This is a genomic window from Brevibacterium sanguinis, assembly GCF_003315415.1.
Classification (GTDB): Bacteria; Actinomycetota; Actinomycetes; order Actinomycetales; family Brevibacteriaceae; genus Brevibacterium; species Brevibacterium celere_A.
On sequence record NZ_QNSB01000009.1, the window covers coordinates 1 to 19,116 of the forward strand.

The window sequence follows — 19,116 nt, forward strand, 5'->3', positions numbered from 1 at the left end:
CATGACCCGGCAGCTCGGCGCGAACGAGGATCGGCTTCTTCCCGATGGCGCGGTAGACAGCCAGGATGCGGTCGACGCCCCGGCCGAGGTCGTCGACCGCATCCTGGCTGTCTACCGCGCCATCGGGAAGAAGCCGATCCTCGTTCGCGCCGAGCTGCCGGGTCATGTCACCAATCGTCTCCAGGCAGCGCTGTGGCAGGAAGCCTATTCGCTGGTCGAGAAGGGCGTCGTCTCCGTCGCCGACATCGACACCGCCATCGCCTACGGGCCCGGACTGCGATGGGCGGTGCTCGGGCCGCTGGCCCTTCAGCACCTGTCCGGGGGCGAAGGCGGAATGCGCCACCTGCTCGACCACCTCGGACCCCCGCAGGAAGTGTGGATGCACGACCTCGAGCAGGTCCACCTCGGCGAGGATCTCAAGGAGAAGCTCATCGCCGGAGTCGACGAGGAGCTCGCCGGCCACGACACCGAGGAGCTGGCCAGGCGCCGGGATGCGATGCTCATGGACCTGCTCGAACTCAAACGCCGCTACGAACTCCCGTGACCCGCACCCGTTTCCGAGGAAGGACACCCATGACCTATCAGCCCGCGATCGACACCGGCAAGATCACCGCGATCGACGTCCACACCCATGTCGAGTCCGACGACCATCACCACACCTCGCTCGATCAGGAGCTGCTCGACGCTTCCGCCGGGTACTTCCGCGCCTCGGTCCCCCGCACCCCCACCGTCGCCGACCTCGCCGCCTACTACCGCGAGCGCAACATGGCAGCAGTTGTCTTCACCGTCGATGCCACCACCTCGCTCGGCGGCCACCCGCCGATTTCGAGCGAGCTCATCGCCGAACAGGCGGCCGAGAACAACGACGTGCTCATCCCCTTCGGTTCGGTCGACCCCCTCCGTCCCGCCGAGGCGCTGGCGCGGATCCGCGACCTCGCCGGCGACTACGGGGTGCGGGGAATGAAGTTCCACCCCAGCCTGCAGGGATTCGACCCGAGCGACCGGTCGCACTATCCGCTCTATGAGGCCTGCGCCGAGCTCGGCCTGGTGACCCTGTTCCACACCGGGCAGACGGGAATCGGGGCCGGGCTGCCCGGTGGACGGGGAATCAAGCTGCGCTACTCGGACCCGATGCTCCTCGACGACGTCGCCGCCGACTTCCCGGAGCTGACGATGATCCTCGCCCACCCGTCCGTTCCGTGGGTCGATTCCTCGATCTCGATCGCCACTCACAAGGCGAACGTGTTCATCGACCTGTCCGGATGGTCGCCGAAGTACTTCCCGCCGCAGCTAACCCGCGCGATCGGCTCACTGCTCAGGGAGAAGGCTCTGTTCGGCTCCGATTTCCCACTCATCACCCCCGAACGGTGGATCACCGACTTCGAGACCCTCGGGGTCAAGGAAGCCGCAGTCTCTCTCATTATGAAGGAGAATGCTCTCCGAGTCCTCGGGCTGTGACCGAGTCGAGCGAGCGTTGCCCGGGCGGCGACGTGCTGGTAATGCGCCTTGCGTCACGCTCTACCTATCAACATAGGGATTCGGCACTGGCGCGGATCCCTACTCACACCCAGAACCGGCGATCACCGTGGACCTGCGAGAACGGATCAACACCAGCCGGATGGCGCCCTATCAGTGGCTGATCGTCGGAATCCGCACCTTCATCAATGCCCTCGAAGGGTACGACGTGCTCGTCATCGCGTTCGCCTCGAACCAGGTCACCGAGGAGTTCAGCCTCTCTGGAACCGCGCTCGGCCATCTCGGCGCCATCGTCGCTCCCAAGGCGGCGGGCACGAAACTCGACGGCGGCTGGAGCCCCCCAAGGCGATCTATGTGTTCGTAGGCGTCACTCTGCTTCTAGCGGCCGTGGCGCCGCTGGGCGTGCGCGGTGTCGACGTCGAGCACAGCTGTCGCCCCGAAGGCAGGACGACGGCTCCGGCCAGTCGGTGACGGTCGCTGTATGGCCTAAGATCTCAGCATGAGTGAGAAGAAGACTTGGGAGTCTCTGGCCGTGATCGTCTCCGACAACGACACCGTGCGGGTCACTGCCCGGCAGTTCGCCACTGATCCGGAGGGCTACTTCACCGAGCATGAGGACGAACTCTTCCAGCGCGGCATCGAGGAACCCGATGACGTCACGGGTCCCGTCGTCATCATCGACGCCCTCGGCAAGGTCGATGAGGTGGCCTACCTCGACTGGAAGTCGCCCGTCGACGAGGTTGTCGGGCTTCTCGCGAGGATCTCGCGGGTCACGGACAGCGGCGTCGATCTCGAGGTGCTCGTCGATCCGGGATATGCCCACGAGGCTCCGGTAGAAACCGTCGTCGGGTGGGTCAACGTCCTTCTCGCCCCCGCCGGTGTAACCGTCGCCATCCTCGATGAGGATTCCGACGCCTACCCTCTCATCGCAGTGCCGACCGAACGGGTCGAGGCGCTGATCGCGACGGCCGATGATCTCGAGGCCGAGATCCGGGCACCGCGGGCGGAGAAGAGCGAGGTCGACGCTCTGCTTGCACCGAATGCCGGCTGACAGGCGTGCGGGGCGGCCCTGTCAACTCGAACCGACCCCGAGCTCCTGCTCGAGCCGTTGCCGCGCCTCCAGCAACGCCGCGCGGGCAGTCGGAATGTCGAATCGCCCAGCGGGAGCGATGACACTCAGAGCTCCCAGACACTCTCCTGCCGACATCACCGGCACGGCGACGACATCCACGATGTCACCGAGCCATTCGGAATGCGACTCGGCGTACCCCTGTTGCCGAACTGTCTCGAGAGCGTCCTCCATTCCTTCCCACCTGCTCTCATCAATGTGTGCGTCGAAGGCGAGCAGCACCATGCCCGACGCGGAAGTCCGCAGGTCCAGGTGAGGTTCGGCGGCGCGAATGATGGCGAATGGGCGCTTCGGCTCGTGCCGCTCGATGATGGTTGCTTCATTGCCGTTGAGCACGGCATAGGAGATCGGCTCATTGAGGTCCTCGACCAATGCCTCCATCGTCCGGGTCACCTCGACGGGGACCGCGGCGTACTCGATCGCAAAGCGACCGAACACCGCGGCGCGCGGAGAGAGCTGGTAGTCGCGTCTGGTGTTCTGCACCAACCACCCGGCTTCGGCAAGGGTCGACACATACTGATGGGTTGCGGCCCTTGACCAGCCGAGTTCGCGAGACAGTTCGGAGACGCTGGTTCGCCCGTCGGGGAACTTGAGGAGCGTCTCCAGGACCAGGATCGTCTTGCTCACGGATTGCAGGCTCATGCTCAGTCATTATTCCCGTCATTCGACCACGATGCCCGACAGGGATCGCCTGCCGGACATCGGGTGCTCATCTCTACAGCAGGTTCGGCTCGCCGGGATGCATCACCTTCGGGTCCAGACCGTACTTCTCTGCGATCTTGTCGAGTTCACCGGAGTCACGCAGTTCTGCGACGACACTGTCGATCGACTTCCCGAGTTCTTCGTTGTCCTTCGACACGGGGAAGTTCGTCTGTCCAGGGGCCTTTGTCGCCGGCAGCTGATCGTCCGGTTGAAGCGGAGTCACTGTGTATCCTTCGATCTCGTGCTTCTTCAGGTACTGGGATCCGGCGATGTAGCCCTGAACGGTGGCATCGACTCGACCAGCGTTGATATCCTCGAAGACCGCGTCATCGTTGGGGTAGATCTTGAGATTGCCGCCGAAGACCTTCTTGAGGTCATCGACGCCGACGAGACCCTGGCCGGCCCCGATCGTCAATCCCTTGAGACCGTCGACGGTGTCGATGCCGTCCTTCGTCACCGCCGAGAACGGTGAGGTGACGACGGGTGCCGAGAGGCGCACCTTCTCAGCCCGCTCCTTCGTCCGGTACCACGAACCCAACGTGGTATCCGCCCGGCCGGTCGCCACCGAGGTGATCATGGCAGCCGAATCGCCCTTGTTGATCTTGAGCGTGAGGCATTCCAATTCGGCGAACTTCGTCAGGATGTCACCTTCGAGACCAGTCAGTGTACCCGGACCTTCGGACATCGAGAACGGAGTGTATTCGTACTGGGCAACGGTGAGCACGCCCTCCTCGAGCGTCTTCAGGCCCTCGTCGCGAGGCTTGCAGTCTTCGGCCACCTCACCGGGGGCTCCCGGGGGCTTCCCACCGCAGCCGCTGAGCACCAGCAGTACGGCCACTGCCGCCGAGGCAAGAGCGAAGGTTCGTTTCATGATGACTCCTTTGTCAGTTGATGAGTTGGTTTTCCGGCGCAGCTGCCGCCCGACGCGTCGGTCCTCCGGGCAGCAATGACTTGAGCGCCTGTTTCTTCGACCGCTGCTTCGGGGCGCCCATTCGCTGCTCGAGGTAGCCGCTGAGCACCGCGCCAGGAATCGTGATGCACAGGTAGAGCACGGCTGCCGCTGTGTAGACGGACATGTACTCGAACGATGCCGAGCCGATGATGCCGGCATGCTGCATGATTTCGGGCACTGTGATCACGGTCGCCAGCGAGGTGGCTTGGAAGATGATGATCGTGAGGTTGACTAGCGGCGGAATCGAGATCCGCGCCGCCTGCGGGATGACGATGAAGCGGTAGGTGTCCATGATCGACATCGACAGGGAGTTCGCGGCCTCGGCCTGCCCTTTGGGCACTGCACCCAACCCGGCCCGGATCATCTCCGAGGAGTACCCGGCCGCGGAGAAGGTCAGGGCGGCAACGGCTGCGGGATACGGGTCGAGAAGCAGGCCCAGCTGAGGCAAGCCCTGATAGAACAGGAACAGCAGCACGAGGATGGGAATGCCCCTGCCGAGTTCAACCAGGATCAGAGCCGTCCAGCTCACGATTTTCGACGGTGCTTCGACCATGAGGGCGAGGAAGAACCCGAGAACATATCCTCCCAGGCAGGACACGCAGGTCATGATGATGGCAACCCAGAGGCCCGGAATCAGATCGGGTATGTACTGGGGCCAGTCGTAGAGCCAAGCGAAGTCGTTCATGCGACTGCATACCTCCTCGTGATGCGCGCGTGGATGTTGCGCGAGAAGACAGCGATAGGCAGACTGAGCAGCAGGTACACCGCGCCCGCGATTCCGAACATATAGAGGCCGTGAGCGTGGTATTGAGTCATGATCCCGGCTCGAAAGACCAGGTCTGCAACGCCAATCGTCGAGACCAACGCGGAATCCTTGAGCAGGCCGATGACTTGGGTCGCCACCGACGGGCTCACCGCCCTGAACAGTTGCGGCCCGATGATGAATCGCAACGTCGACGTACGGTCGAGGTTGAGGGCACCCGCGGCTTCCCACTGTCCGGCCGGGATCGCCTTCATTCCGCCCCGGTAGATCTCGGACATGTAAGCAGTCGCAATCATCGACAGGGTGAGCAGCGACGCGGTGACAGGGGTCAGCGTGATGCCCAGCTGGCCGACGCCGAAGAAGGCGATAAACAGCCACACCAGTGTGGGCACGCCTCGAATCACGTGGACGAATCCGTTGTAGAGTCCGCGGACCAGAGAGAATCTGCACTCCGCCAGCACGAGCAACGGCAGTCCCAGGACGATCCCGATCGCAGCGGAGCCGAACGTCATGAACACTGTCCAGCCGGCGCCGAGCGCGATGTATGCGAAGATCTCGGCCATCTCAGCGTCCCAACACCGCGGAGAGGAACTTCTGGGTCCGGATGCTCTCCGGCGCGGTCATGATCTGCTCGGGCGGTCCCTGTTCGATCAGCGCTCCGTCGACCATGACGGCGATTCGGTTGGACACGTGGCGGGCGAACTCCATCTCATGAGTGACGATGAGCATTGTCATATCGTCTTCGGCGAGCTTCCGCATCACCTGAAGTATCTCGGCCCCGATCTCGGGATCGAGGCCCGAGGTCGGCTCGTCGAAGAGCATCAGTTCGGGGTCCATCGCGAGGGCACGGGCGATTGCGATCCGCTGCTGTTGTCCGCCCGAGCACTGAGCTGGATAAGCATGGGCTTTGCTCTCGAGCCCCACTCTCCTCAGCTCCGCCATCGCTCGTTCCTCGGCCTCCGCTCTGGACCGATGGTGGACCCGCATCTGCGGGAGCGCGACGTTCTTCAGGGCTGTGAAGTGCGGGAACAGGTTGAATGATTGGAACACCATTCCCGTGTGCTGTCGCAGGTTCCTCACTGCCGTCTTGGATGGTGGCCCAGCGTCGAGGTCGATCGCCGCATCATCGATGCGCAGTCGTCCACTCTGGGGGACCTCGAGCAGATTGAGGCAGCGGATGAAGCTCGATTTGCCCGCGCCCGAGGGTCCGATGATCGAGATCACCTCACCCCTGGCCACCTCGAGAGAGACTTCGTCGACGGCCTTGTGCTCGCCGAACTGCTTCGTCAGCCGCACGGCCGACACGAACGGACCTTCCATGGTTGTGGCACCTTCGTCGAGAGCCGAATATTCCTGGGAAACTTGGGATACGGACATGCTCCGCTCTCCTTCAGAGTTGTTTGAACGTTCTGCGGTAGAAATTCAGCCAGTTCTCGCCCATGATCTTGACGACTTCCTCGTCGTCAAATCCCCGCTCCCGCAGGCAGGCCTCAGCATTGGGGAACTGCGAGGGGTCGTCGAACCAGCCCAGCCGTGGCTGGGGCCCTGGGTTCGACTTCGAACCGGCTCCGTACTGGGTCTCTCTGGCCCATCGACCTTGGCGCATCCACTCCAGGTACTCAGTTCCTCCTGTCTGGTCGAAATCGGTCCCGATGCCCACGTGGTCAATACCGATCCTTTCGACCGTCCAGGCGACGAGCTCCGACCACCTCTGTGCCGTCGTGTACTCACCGGCGATGTTGCGATAGACGGACAGGCCGATGACTCCTCCATTGTCTTTGAGGGCAGCGAGGACCTCCGTGGGCTTGTTCCTGGGGTGTGGGGCAAGCTCTGCCGGGTTCGAGTGGGTGATCGCCACAGGCTCCTGCGAATGCCGGATCGCATCCAGGGTCGTCGTATTCCCGACGTGAGAGAGATCGACGACCATTCCACAGCGATTCATTTCGCGCACGACGTACCTGCCGTATCGTGTCAAGCCGGAATCGTGCGGCTCGTAGCAGGACCCGCCGATGTCGGATTGGATGTTGTATGTCAGCTGACCCACTCTCGTGCCCATCCGGGCGAAGAGCTCGACATAGCCCAGCCGTCCCTGGAGGAAGGCGACGTTCTGGAAACCGAGGATGATCGCGCATCGGCCCGACTCTGCGATCCGGGTGATGTCGTCGGCCGTGTAGGCGATCTCCACGAGATCGGAATTGTCTTCGGCCATGTCGCGCCATTTCACGATCTTGTCCATCGATTCCGTGGCATCTTCCCAGAAGCCGACTGTCACCGTGACGCAACTCACGCGGCCCGCGGCGATCTCCTCCAAAGCCGGTCGGTGGTCGGGTTTCTCCTTCTCCAAGGGTGTGCAGAGCAAGCTGTCGACGTACAACATTGTGCGTTCCTTCGCGTAGGTGAGGGTGGCGGTGTCTGGCGGTGCGAACCGGACTCAGATCGGCATCTGGTCAGTGAGCGGCGATGAAGGCGGCGATGTTCTGGTTGTCGAGTTCGTCGGGATCGGTGAGGAGGTGGAGCTCCTCACTGGTGAACTGCTTGGTGATGCGCTCTCCCGGCTGGATGACGTCGAGGACCGTCCCTCCGGTATGTTGCCGTGAGATCGGGGTGTCGACGTCGAGGCCGGCGTTCGCTCGGTAGTAGATGTTCCAGAACGTCCTTGCGTCGACGTCTTTGCCCGCGATGCAGAAGTCGCTGATCGTGTCGTGGTAGGACGTCTGCAGGGGGATCGGGTTCTCGCTCCGCCTCGCGGTGCCGATGATCGGGTCCGACCGCCCGACGTCGTCGAAGACGATCCCATAGCGTTGCAGTTCGAGCCGGATTCCCGCCACGGCGTGATCGGCTGCGGCGTTGCGGATCACGACTCGGATGGGGCTGGAGGCGGAGTGGGCACCGATGAGATTGACGAGGACATGTCCGGTCACCAGCAAGCTCTGGCCGTGGTTGTCGACGACGAGATCACCGTTCTCGACGGTATAGGACGGGGGGCGCCAGGCGCTCGCTCTGCCGGTCTGGGGATCGATCGTCTCGATGAGCAGATTGCCGAAGACCGCGGCCGCCTCGATGTCCGCCGCCACTGCCGTGATGATGAATTCCCGGGCTCCGTGCCAGGAGCCGTGCGGGACGTTGAGTGCTTGGAGTGCCCGACCGGCCATCAGACGCGTTTCCCTGAACTTCATCCCGATGGTTTCGGTCGCGTGTTCCGAGGGCGGGGTGATCGGTGTCTGCACCGGGGTGAGGACGACCTTCGCCTTCGGCTGCTCCGGCGCCGAGGCAGTCGGCCCGATCGCCGGGGCACGAGGCGCCCGTACGGGAACGTTCGGCTTCTCGTACGACCACCACCAGGTGGAGTCGTCCGCCTCGGCGATCTCGTCCCGGAACGGTGCCGACTCGAAGATCAGTCCACGGACATCTCGGCCCATGTGGTCCTCTGTCCGGTCAAGCCCGTGGATGAACGAGTTGACGAACCGGATCACCCATACCGGAACGAAGTCGATGTCGTGGGGGTCGGCATGGGCCGTGGCATAGGGCTTGTCTTTCAGAGCGAGGACCAGGCGCGCGATGTACTCGAGTTCGGGCCTCTCTGCCAGCAGCTCACCAATGCCGGTGCCGGCCTCTGCGACTTCGATCGCGCTCAGCAGCGCCCGCACCTGCACCGGATAGCTCTGGATGAGCTCGTGCGCCTCGGGCACCTCTTCGCGCGGTCCCGACCGGGGTTCCTCCGCCGCGCGGGACTGGTACCAGACCCGGTCCCGGTAATCCTCGTGGTTGAGAGGAAGTTCGAGCGCCCATCGGTAGTCGGTGCGGATGATGTCCTCAATGGTCTTCAGGTCCGTGGTCGGGTCGAGATCGAGGTGTTCGTCGAATGACAGGCACTCCTCTGCCACCCGGTTGCAGTAGTCGGGAACCAGTTCCATGAGCAGGGTGTTGAACGAGTGCAGCGCCTCCTTGCTCACCTGAGCGCTCGCTTCCCGATGGATGGTCCCGAGCACCGTCAGTCCGGGCGTGGGCACGACCTCACCTCGGATGGCGGCTCGGATCTTCGCTCTGATCCTCCGCAGGTCGGCGACGATCTCCATATTGCTGGTGAAGAATCGATAGGACGTCGTGAGGAACGACCGGTAGCGGATGGTGCGATCGAGGTGGCTCTCGAGACTGGCGAGGTCGTCGGCAGTGCCGATGTCGTCGCTTGTGAGCACGTGATCGATGACCGTGAGGTACGCGGAGATGTACGAGTGGACGAGGACCGGCCGGTTGTAGAAGAGCATCGCCAGGCCCAGCGCCGAACCATTGCCGACGCCGATGAGCCGTTTGATCGACGGGTCGAGGCGGACGGCGGTCTCCGGCGCATCGAGTCGCGCGAGTTCCTCGACGAGGTCGACGGAGAGCTCTCGCATGAGGTAGGCGGAGAGCATCTGCGCGTGATAGGAGGCCTTGAGCGGATGGCCCGACCGGATCGCGGCAAACGGAATCGTGCCGAATGTCCCGTTGCCGTCGAGACCGGTGTTGCGCATGATATAGCCGACGGTTCGAAGGTCCTTCGTGTCCGGCTGTTCGCCCTGAGCCAAGGCGGCTCGAACGGCGCTGAAGACACGCAGACTCTGGTTCGAGCGGAACCATACCAATGTGTTGCCGGTCGCTCGGCCTTCGTAGAGCCGGGGAATCTCCTCCCGCGTGGCACGCACCTGGTCAGTGGTGGCCACCCCGTCGAGGAGGGCGCCGGTCATGTCCCAGCTGGTGCCGATGATCCGACCTGTGCGGTTCTCGTGTGAGGGCTCCTGCATGAACGCGATGAAGGTCAGAGCACCTTCTGGAGTCGTGATCGAGTAGCGAGCCTCCCCGTTGCCTCGGCCGTCGACGTCGAAGATCTCTCTCTCGATACGCCACTTCTCCCTGATCATCTTTGCCATGAAGCTCCGTGAGGCCGAGAGCCGGTTCGGCTGCATCGCCCCGAGGTTGCGGGGATCCATGACGATATGGGGATCACTGAAAGCGGGGAATCCATCGTGTGCCACTCTGCACTGCCCTTCATTCATCGTCAATTACTGTTTGACGAAAGTCTAGTTCCTATTGACGCAATTTCGAGATTAGCAAAGCTTCCCCCGCTTGAACAGAGACTTGAGAAACTTTTCCGTCAGGCCCGGAACCGAGCGCGGAGGAATTAGGCATGCAGTCAGCCGGGCCAGACGCAACGAGGCCGCACCGGACTACCGGTGCGGCCTCGACGGCGAAAGTCGCCTCAGTGGGAGGTGGGTCTCCTCCCGCGGAAGGAGACGGCTCAGGCACGGAACTCGACCCGCGTCGCCCCCTCCGGGCGGGCGGCCTTGAGTTCCTGGTACTTTGCGCGCAGCTCAGGGGTTGAGGCGACGTCGATGACGGTGGCGGCCATGGTCTTCGCCCCGTCGAGCAGAGCGGCGTCGGCGGCCGGGGTGATCGCCGCGGCCGTGAACGCAGGGTTGTGGGCCGGAGCCTTCTGCCCGACGAATGTCATCAGGGGATGGATCGACGGCACCACCTGCGACACGTTGCCCATGTCGGTCGACCCTCCGCCGAGCCCGCGTGAGGTGTCGACCCCGCGGCCGGTCAGGGCGAGGTTCGCGTCCCATAGATCTGCAAGCGTCTCGTCGTGGTTGATCGGTGCGTAGGCGTACTCCGTCGATTCCCAGTCCCACTGGCATCCGGTGGCGATCGCCGCCCCTTCGAAGCACTTGAGGACCCGCTGCTTGGTCTCCTGCCAGATGTCGAGGTCGAAGGCCCGGACCTCGACCTGGACCGTCGTGTGCTCGGGGATGATGTTCGTCGCCTGCCCACCCTCGGAGATGAAGGCGTTGAGGTTGACCTCCTTGGGCAGATGCTGACGTAGCATGGCAATGGCATTGAGCGCCAGCACTGCGGCGTTGCTCGCGTTGATCCCCTGCTCCGGCATCCCGGCCGCGTGCGCGGTCTTCCCGGTGAAGTCGACCTTGAATCGGTCGACCGCGGTCGCATTCATCGAGCGGGCACCGTGACTGTCGGCCGTCATCCCCGGAGTCTCGGTCATCCCGTGGATCATCAGGGAGATGTCCGCGTCCTCCCAGGCGCCGGCTTCGAGCATCGCCACCTTGCCGCCGCCGTGCTCCTCGGCGGGGGTGCCGAGCAGTTTGACGGTGATGCCCAGCTCATCGGCCACCTCGGCGAGCGCGAGCGCGGCGCCGACGCCGGCGGAGGCGATGACGTTGTGGCCGCATCCGTGACCGATCCCGGGCAGTGCGTCGTACTCCGAGCAGATCGCGACGACGAGGTCTCCGCTGCCGGTCACCGCCTCGACCGCCGTCTCGACCCCGTAGGCACCCACCTCGGTGTCGAAGCCGGCCGCATTCAGGGTCTCGGCGATGAGCTTCGCGGATTCGAACTCCTCCCACGACAGCTCAGGGTTCGCGTGAATGGTGTGACTGAGGGTGAGCAGCAGTTCGCGCAGGGAATCGACCTTCGCGCTCGTGCGATTCTTCATTTCGGCGGCAGACGGCATCGTCATCTCCATTCCTCGGGACGGCAGGCTTCTCACGCACAATACTGCGCGATCCGCGCTCCGTGTGCCGATCGTTCCGGCATCCGAATCCTCCGTGCGCTCGGCGCCGTGCCACCGAGCCCAGCCACCCGCCGGACTCCGCCACGGCAGGCACGGTCTCCGACGCGCCGCGGAGCGTCCGGCACCGACACGGCTATTCGAACATCATGCCCTCGTTCACCTGTTGTTCACATGAGAAAGTCCTTAAGAAAGGCCAAGGGTGGGTCGACTGTGCGAAGCTCATATTCGAACACCTGTGAGGGTCGGACCCGATCGGATCCCCCACCCATCGAACCGGAAGAGGACACCAATGACGATGCTCGTCCCGCACCGAATACTCATCGCTCCCAGCGGCTTCAAGGAGAGCCTCGACACCGTCGAAGTCGCCAGCGCGATCGCCGAGGGAATCCGCTGCGCCCTGCCGGCCGCCCACATCGACACCGTCCCCCTCGTCGACGGCGGCGAGGGTTCGGCCGCCGCCCTGGCCCAAGCCACCGGCGGACGCATCGTCGACACCTTCGTCACCGGGCCCGTCGGCTCGCTCGTGCCCAGTCACTTCGCCCTCCTCGGCGGAGCCGGTGAAGGAACCGCCGTCGTCGAGATGGCAGCGGCCGCCGGTCTCACCCTCGTCCCCCGCGACCTCCGGGACCCCGGAGCGACGACGACCTTCGGGGTCGGCGAGCTCATCCTCGCGGCCCTCGATGCCGGCGCTCGGCGCATCCTCGTCGGCTGCGGCGACTCCGGCACCTGCGACGGGGGTCTCGGGGCCCTGCAGGCCCTCGGCGCCCGCGCCCTCGACGCACGCGGGGCGGAAGTCGGCCGCGGGGGCAATGCCCTCGCCGACGTCCGCACCCTCGACCTGTCCGGACTCGATCCCCGCCTCGGCGACGTTGACGTCTTCGTCGCCTGCAATCCCTACAACGTCCTCCTCGGCGACAAGGGGGTGGCGCGGGTCTTCGGTCCGCAGAAGGGAGCGAGTCCAGAGCAGGTCGATCGTCTCGCCCGCGGACTCGAGAACTGGGCCCGGATCCTCGAACGCACCGGAGTGCGGGACGAGACCTACGATTACGCCCACGGCATCGGCACCGGTGCCTCCGGCGGCCTCGGCGCGGGACTGGCCGGCGGGATCGGCGCCACCCTGCTGCCGCGCTTCGAGGTCATGCTCAGCCACGTCGACCTCGACGGCCTCATCGCCTCGGCCGACCTCGTCATCACCGCCGAGGGCGCCGTCGACTTCCAGACCCCGAAGGGGAAGATCCCCGCCGAGGTGGCCCGCCGCGCCAAGCTCCACGGCAAGCCGGTCTTCGCCCTGGCCGGAAGCATCGGCGGCGGCGCCCGCGACGTCCACACCGTCGGCATCGACGCCTTCTCCTCCATCCTCTCCGTGCCGATGCCGTTGGAGGAGGCGATCTCGGCCGGCAGCGAACTCCTCGCCGCGGCGGCCGAACAGGCGATGCGCCTGATCATGGTCGGCTGCTCGATCGGGTCGCAGCATCCGCACGCCGCGCGACTGCCCGCCCCCACCCTGCCGGTCCACACCGCCTCGGCGTCCAGACTGCCGGAGCGCGTGTGAGCAGTCCGGACATGACCGAGCTCTGGTCGCGCATCGACGCCCTGCGGGCCGAGTCGGCCGCGCCCTCACCAGCGACGATCGGAGCGTCCCGCCGTTTCCGCTGGGTGGTCTCCGCCATCTTCCCGCTGACCCTGACAGCGGCGGCCGGAGTCGCGGTCATGCTCCCCGAATCCCTTCCCACCGCGGCTCGGGTGTCCTTGTTCGGATTCGCCCTGGCGACGATCCTGTGGTCGCTGACCTCGATCAACGCCGCGTACGTGGCGATCGCCGTCGTCGTCCTCGTCGTCCTCCTCGGGGGTGCGAGCCAGGAGCAGCTCTTCGACTCCCTCGCCTCCGACGTCATCTGGCTGATGATCGGCGCCTTCATCCTCGGCGGCGCGCTGCGGGCTTCCGGACTGGCCGGACGCCTCACCGCCGTGGCGCTGCGCCGACCCCGCACCGTGGAGGAGACCTTCTGGCTGGTCACCGTCGTCCTGCTGCCCTTGTCCGTCTTCATCCCGTCGACCTCCGGACGCGCAGCCGTCGTCCTGCCCCTCTTCCGCACCCTGGCCGACCTCTTCGATGATCGGCGCATCACCCGAGCGCTCGCACTGCTCATGCCGACGATCATCCTCGTCACGACGATCTCGACGATCATCGGTGCCGCCTCGCACCTCATCGCCGTCGACCTCCTCCACCAGCTCACCGGTGAGACCATCACCTTCGCCCACTGGGCCCTCTGGGGCGTCCCCTTCGGACTCGCGGCCGCGATCGCCTCCTGCTGGGTCGTCACCCGCATGTTCCTCGACGCCGAGCTGCGTGCTCGACCCCTGCGCCCGACCGCCCACTCCGCGCGGTCGAGCTCGACCGGCGCCCGGGGGCAGGGGCCGCTCGGGCGCGGGGAGAAGGCCACCGCGGCCGTGCTCCTCGCCATGGTCGTCCTCTGGCTGAGCGAACCGCTGCACGGCGTCGAGGTCGCCACCGTGACCCTCGTCGGCGCCCTCGTCCTCACGATGCCCCGGGTCGGGGTGATCTCCTGGAAGCGCGGGCTCGCCTCGGTGTCGTGGAACCTCGTCGTCTTCGTCGGCGCCGCGCTCACCCTGGGCGGAGCACTCATCGAATCCGGGGCAGGGCAGTGGATCATCGACAGCCTCTTCTCCCTCGGCGGTCTCAGCGCCTCGAGTCCCCCGCTCGTCGTCGTCCTCTTCATCGCCCTGCTCACCCTCACCTCGCACCTCTATCTGACCTCGCACACCGTGCGCGCGATCGCCCTGGTGCCTCCCTTCCTCTACCTCGCGGCGAGCATGGACCTCAACGTCGTCGCGGTGCTGTTCATCGCCACCGTCGGCATGGACTTCTGCCTCACCCTGCCGGTGAGCTCGAAGGCGATCCTCGTCTTCCAGGAGACCGATGTGGAGACATTCACCCCCAGCGACCTCATGCGCCTGAGCGCGGTCCTCATGGTCGTCCACGCCGTCCTCATGGTCGTCTTCTACTTCGGCTTCTGGCAGTGGACCGGCCTCGCCCTGTGACCCCTCGACCCCAGGAGCAGACATGACCCTCCGCCGCAAGCTCTTCGTCCTCTTCGGCTCTCTCGTCGCCATGACCTTCCTCGCTGCCGGGATCACCACCTGGGCCGTCATCAACTGGAAGACGACCGAGAACGACCTCCAGCGTCACTATGAACGCAGCCTCAAGCTGCAGAGCGTCCGGGCCCTGACCTTCCAGGCGGTGCTCGAGGTGCCCGAGGGCCTGACCGGCAACGACCCCGATGCCCGGCAGGACTTCGAGGAGACGATCGCACCGGCGTCCGACGCCCTGCGGACCTGGACCGAACTCGTCGACACCGCGGAGGAGCGGCAGGAGGTGGAGACCGTGCAGAAGGCCTTCGACACGCTCGTCGCCGACTGCCACCGCGCGTTCGACCGCATCGAGGCCGGTGACTTCGCCGAGGCGGAGCGGCTCTTCGACGAGCAGATCGAGGAGGCGAGCGCGGAGTCGTTCCAGTCCGTGACGGCGAACGCGGAGGTCACCGACGCGGACCGTCGTGAGGCGATCCACTCCGACACCGCCCGGACCCGGCACACCGCCGAGGTGATGCTCATCATCACCGCGATCAGTGCGTTCTGCATCGCCCTGCTGCTCGGGGCCTATCTCGTCAGCGACGTCTTCACCCCGCTGCGGGACGTCCGCCGTGGACTCGCCCACGCCCGCCGAGGCGACCGCTCGGTCCGTCTCAACGAGGACCGCCACGACGAGTTCGGTGAGGTGAACCGGGAGTTCAACCGGTTCATGGGCGTCCTCGCCGAGGCGATCCCGCCCACCGCCTCCACCGCCGGGATCGCCCTCGAATCCCCTGGCCGCGGAGCCGCGGGCTCCCCGCTCCCCGACTCCCCCGCCGCGGCCGTCGGCACCGCAGCCGTCGGTGTCGCGCCCGCCGGTCGCGCTGCTCCGCTCGAGCGCGCACCCCTGCGCCCCTTCGTCTACGAAGTCGTCAGCCGGGTCCACTCCGAACTCGCCGATCAGTCCGCCGACCTCGACATCGCGTTCGCCACCTCGGTGTCGCACGTGCCCGTCGACTACCTCCCGGTGCAGCAGGCGCTGAGCACGCTCATCGTCGACACCGTGGGCCGGGGCGGTAGGGGCTCGCGTGTCGGACTGAGGATCTCCGACGCCGGGGCCGGGGCCGATCGGATGCTCGCCATCGAGGTCGGGGCCACCCGGCCCGCCGACGCCGATTCCTCCGCAGCGTCAGCGCCTCCGCAGCCGGCCGACGCCGATGACGAGCCCGAGGCGACATCCCGCTCGGGGAACCTCGCTCTGACCAGGGCCGTCGCCGAACAGCACGGCGGGTCCCTCGTGCTCGAGGACTTCGGCGACGGCGGGTCCTACGCCCGTCTGGAGTTGGCGCTCGACCACTGAGGACGACTGGCGCAGAGCGCACCGGCCTCGGCAGAACTTTGCAAATCTGAGCATCTATGACACATACTTGCTCATACTGCTCAACTTCTGTTCAGCTGGCCGCCTCACCGTGGAGGAATTCATGGATCTGCAACTCATACTCGCGCTCGTCGCCGGAATCGCGACGATCGTCGTCACCGTCCTGGCCACCCGCCTCGACGCCTTCATCGCGCTGCTCGTCGCAGCCGTGGTCACCGGCGTCGTCGCCGGCCAGGACCTGCTCGCCCTCGTCGACTCGATCACCACCGGATTCGGCGACACACTCGCGAGCATCGGCATCGTCATCGGCCTCGGCGTCGGGATCGGCAAGATCCTCGAGGTCTCGGGTGCCGCCGATTCGCTCGCCCAGGCGTTCCTCCGGGCCTTCGGCAAGGGTCGTGAGCCCTGGGCGATGGGCACGGTCGGCTCGCTCGTGTCGATCCCGGTCTTCTGCGACTCCGGCTACGTCATCATGAATCCCCTGGCCCGGTCGATCGCCCGGGTGAAGCGCGGCGGCTACGTCACCCTCGCCCTCGCCCTCGGCTGCGGGATGACGCTGACCCACCACATGGTCCCGCCGACCCCCGGCCCGTTGGCCGCCACCGGCATCCTCGGTGCCGACATCGGAGCGGTCATCCTCACCGGGCTCGTCTTCTCCATCCTGCTCCTGCCGGTCGTCGTCATCTACGCCCGCTGGATCGGCCCGAAGCTCGAACCCCTGCTCAACATCCAGGTCCGCGAGCAGGTCTACGGCACCGTCGCCGCCTCGACGGGATCGGTCTCCACCACCCACGCCGGCGGAGTCGACACCCTCACCGGCGAGGCGCCGAGCACCTCGGCGGGCTCCGGTGATGCAGGCGGATCCGGCGACGTGACCTCCGGGATCGCCTCGGGGACGAAGCCGGGGGCGTTCCTCGGATTCCTGCCCCTCATCGTTCCGCTCCTGCTCATCGTCGCCAACACCGTGTGCACCGCGATCGACAAGAACGCCCAGGGACAGCTCTCCGGCGACGCCTACGAGGCCTCGGCCTGGGTCGCTCCGATCGCGTTCATCGGCAACCCCGTCATCGCGCTCATTATCGGCCTCATCCTCGCCGTCTACGTCCTCCTGCCGCGGGTCACCCCGCGGTCGACCGTGCAGGGCTGGCTGGCCGACGCGGCCTCCTCGGCGGGTCTCATCCTCCTCATCACCGGTGCCGGCGGCGCCTTCGGCATGGTGCTGCGGGAATCGGGGGTCGGCGACGCCCTCGCCGAGGCGATCGCCTCGATCAGCCTGCCCGCACTCCTCGTCCCCTTCATCATCGCCTCGCTGGTGCGTCTGGCCCAGGGCTCGGGCACCGTCGCGATGATCACCGCCGCCTCCGTCACCGCCCCGCTCATCGCCCCCTTGGGGCTGAGCCCCCTGGTCGCGGTGATGGCGTGCACGGCGGGGTCGATGGTCTTCTCCTACTTCAACGACTCGTACTTCTGGGTCGTCACCCGCTTCACCGGCCTCGACGGCACCGCCGCCATCCGCGGGTGGTCCGGGATCACGACCGCGGTCTGGGCCGGATCCCTGCCGCTGCTGTTCATCCTCGACCTGGTCGTCTGATGTCGTCGTCCCCGAAGCCGTCGGGCGCCCCCGCCGACACGCCACCGGATGAGGCGCGGTCCCCGCGGATCCTCATCATCGCCGACGACCTCACCGGCGGGAACTCGTGCGGAGCGCTCTTCGCCGAGGCGGGACTGCGGACCATGACCCTGACCGGCACCGGAGGTGCCGAGTCGCCCGGCCTCGGCGACGTCCTCGACGACTACGACGCGGTCGTCGTCAACGCCGAGTCCCGGCACCTGCCGGCCGAGACCGCTGCGGATATCACCTCGGCGATCGTCGCGGCCGCCGGCCCCGTCGACCTCGCCACCTGCCGGATCGACACGACCCTGCGCGGAAACGTCGGAGTCACCGCCGAGGCGGCACTGGCCTCCCGGCAGGCACAGGCCGGTGACGGGGTGAAGGTCATCGGCCTGTGCGTCCCGGCATTCCCCACCGCCGGACGGACCACCGTCGGCGGTCGCCAGCTGCTCGACGGGCGGCTGCTCGAGGACACCGAGCTGCGCCACGACGTCCGCTCCCCCATGGAGACCTCGGTCGTCGCCGACATCCTCGCGACCGGCACCGAGCTCACCACCGCGGGCATCGAGCTCGAGACCGTCCTCGACGGTCGCCCGGCGCTGCGTGCCGCGATGCTCAGGGCGGTCGGATCCGGCGTCGACGTCATCGTCTGCGACGCACTGACCACGGAGCACGTCGACCTCATCGGCCGGGTGGCAGCCGACCTCACCCGGGAGATCGCGTCGACTCCCGCCGACGCCCCCGGCGACAGCGCCCGCCTGGCTGCCAACCTGCGGCACGGTGAGTCGCTCGAGTGGCTGGCCATCGATCCGGGACCGGGCAGCCTGTCCCTGGCCCGAGCCCTGCTCCCGGCCCGCACCGACGAGGTGATCCTCGGGATCTCCGGATCGGCCACCGAGGTGACCCGAGCCCAGCTGGCCGAACTCGGAGAGGATCCCACGATCACAGTGCTGCGCGCGGTCCTCGACGACGAGGGCCTGCCCGCGGTCGACGCAACGGTCGAGAAGGTGATGGCCGTCGCCTCAGCGCGGGCGATCATCGTCGCCACCGTCATCGACGCCTCCGACATCGGCGATCTCACGCCCGAGCAGTCCGAGCTCCTCCCCCGGCGGCTTGCCCGGATCGCCGCCGAGGTGATGGACCGACGAGCGGTCTCCGGCCTCTACACGACCGGCGGTGACATCACCGCCGCCGTGCTCGGCGAGCTCGACGCCCTGGGGATGGAGCTCGACACTCAGATCATCCCGCTCGCCGTGGGTGGACGACTCATCGGCGGTGCCCACTCCGGGGTGCCGATCGTGACGAAGGGCGGGCTCATCGGCGACTCGGCGACGGCGGCGCTGTGCCTGGACTACCTGAGCCAGTCCGCACGACAGCGAACGGCGGCAGGCAGGGCCGCCGGTGAGACCTGAAACGCCCGACACCGTCGTGTCGAGCGCCGGCCGA

General features: G+C 66.3%; 17 protein-coding genes. 9 read left to right on the forward strand and 8 right to left on the reverse strand.

The genetic code is table 11. From position 1 onward, the window contains the following. The 4 genes from DFO65_RS12660 to DFO65_RS12675 form a co-directional block, all read left to right on the forward strand. Positions 1-544, forward strand: a 544-nt coding sequence (locus tag DFO65_RS12660) for a 3-hydroxyacyl-CoA dehydrogenase family protein (RefSeq protein ID WP_245940734.1), incomplete at its 5' end; no start/stop codon positions are given. A gap of 29 nt (positions 545-573) precedes the next feature. After that, positions 574-1,458: an amidohydrolase family protein gene (locus tag DFO65_RS12665; protein WP_113904810.1), complete on the forward strand. Its 885-nt coding sequence runs from the start codon at positions 574-576 to the stop codon at positions 1,456-1,458. A gap of 127 nt (positions 1,459-1,585) precedes the next feature. Beyond that, positions 1,586-1,840, forward strand: a complete 255-nt coding sequence (locus tag DFO65_RS12670) for a hypothetical protein (protein ID WP_181778721.1) — start codon at positions 1,586-1,588, stop codon at positions 1,838-1,840. A 135-nt stretch (positions 1,841-1,975) separates the two neighbouring features. Continuing rightward, positions 1,976-2,527 carry a DUF6630 family protein gene (locus DFO65_RS12675; protein WP_147233357.1) on the forward strand — a complete coding sequence of 184 codons (552 nt, stop codon included), beginning with the start codon at positions 1,976-1,978 and terminating at the stop codon, positions 2,525-2,527. Positions 2,528-2,548: 21 nt separating this feature from the next. On the opposite strand, the gene DFO65_RS12680 is transcribed toward DFO65_RS12675, so the two are convergent. From DFO65_RS12680 to DFO65_RS12715, 8 genes are all read right to left on the reverse strand, one after another. Beyond that, positions 2,549-3,247 carry an IclR family transcriptional regulator gene (locus DFO65_RS12680; protein WP_113904812.1) on the reverse strand — a complete coding sequence of 233 codons (699 nt, stop codon included), beginning with the start codon at positions 3,245-3,247 and terminating at the stop codon, positions 2,549-2,551. A 73-nt stretch (positions 3,248-3,320) separates the two neighbouring features. Then, a complete protein-coding gene (locus tag DFO65_RS12685) occupies positions 3,321-4,178 on the reverse strand; it encodes a substrate-binding periplasmic protein (RefSeq protein ID WP_113904813.1) in 858 nt (285 codons plus the stop codon). Positions 4,179-4,191: 13 nt separating this feature from the next. Beyond that, positions 4,192-4,944, reverse strand: a complete 753-nt coding sequence (locus DFO65_RS12690; RefSeq protein ID WP_113904814.1) for an amino acid ABC transporter permease — start codon at positions 4,942-4,944, stop codon at positions 4,192-4,194. Then, positions 4,941-5,585: an amino acid ABC transporter permease gene (locus DFO65_RS12695; RefSeq protein ID WP_113904815.1), complete on the reverse strand. Its 645-nt coding sequence runs from the start codon at positions 5,583-5,585 to the stop codon at positions 4,941-4,943. Before DFO65_RS12695 ends, DFO65_RS12690 begins: the two co-directional genes overlap by 4 nt. 1 nt (position 5,586) lies before the next feature. Beyond that, entirely contained in the window at positions 5,587-6,342 is a 756-nt protein-coding gene (locus DFO65_RS12700) for an amino acid ABC transporter ATP-binding protein (protein ID WP_113904816.1), read from the reverse strand. Between the two features lie 70 nt (positions 6,343-6,412). Beyond that, positions 6,413-7,399: a dipeptidase gene (locus DFO65_RS12705; RefSeq protein ID WP_113904817.1), complete on the reverse strand. Its 987-nt coding sequence runs from the start codon at positions 7,397-7,399 to the stop codon at positions 6,413-6,415. A 70-nt stretch (positions 7,400-7,469) separates the two neighbouring features. Continuing rightward, the gene (locus DFO65_RS12710; RefSeq protein ID WP_113904818.1) at positions 7,470-9,989 is read right to left on the reverse strand and encodes a hypothetical protein; all 2,520 of its coding nucleotides are present in this window, start codon (positions 9,987-9,989) and stop codon (positions 7,470-7,472) included. Positions 9,990-10,297: 308 nt separating this feature from the next. Next, positions 10,298-11,533, reverse strand: coding sequence for an amidohydrolase (locus DFO65_RS12715; protein WP_220151292.1), 1,236 nt, complete (start codon positions 11,531-11,533; stop codon positions 10,298-10,300). 343 nt (positions 11,534-11,876) lie between these two features. Here DFO65_RS12715 and DFO65_RS12720 point away from each other — a divergent pair, with 343 nt between their 5' ends. The 5 genes from DFO65_RS12720 (at position 11,877) to DFO65_RS12740 (ending at position 19,082) form a co-directional block, all read left to right on the forward strand. Then, complete coding sequence (locus DFO65_RS12720) at positions 11,877-13,139, forward strand: glycerate kinase family protein (RefSeq protein WP_220151293.1); 1,263 nt, start codon at positions 11,877-11,879, stop codon at positions 13,137-13,139. 11 nt (positions 13,140-13,150) lie between these two features. Next, complete coding sequence (locus DFO65_RS12725) at positions 13,151-14,650, forward strand: SLC13 family permease (RefSeq protein ID WP_113904927.1); 1,500 nt, start codon at positions 13,151-13,153, stop codon at positions 14,648-14,650. A 22-nt stretch (positions 14,651-14,672) separates the two neighbouring features. Then, the gene (locus tag DFO65_RS12730; RefSeq protein ID WP_113904820.1) at positions 14,673-16,040 is read left to right on the forward strand and encodes a HAMP domain-containing protein; all 1,368 of its coding nucleotides are present in this window, start codon (positions 14,673-14,675) and stop codon (positions 16,038-16,040) included. A gap of 121 nt (positions 16,041-16,161) precedes the next feature. Next, positions 16,162-17,649: a GntP family permease gene (locus DFO65_RS12735; protein ID WP_181778722.1), complete on the forward strand. Its 1,488-nt coding sequence runs from the start codon at positions 16,162-16,164 to the stop codon at positions 17,647-17,649. Next, the gene (locus DFO65_RS12740; protein ID WP_113904821.1) at positions 17,649-19,082 is read left to right on the forward strand and encodes a four-carbon acid sugar kinase family protein; all 1,434 of its coding nucleotides are present in this window, start codon (positions 17,649-17,651) and stop codon (positions 19,080-19,082) included. The genes DFO65_RS12735 and DFO65_RS12740 overlap by 1 nt, the downstream gene beginning before the upstream one ends. Positions 19,083-19,116: the final 34 nt, after the last annotated feature.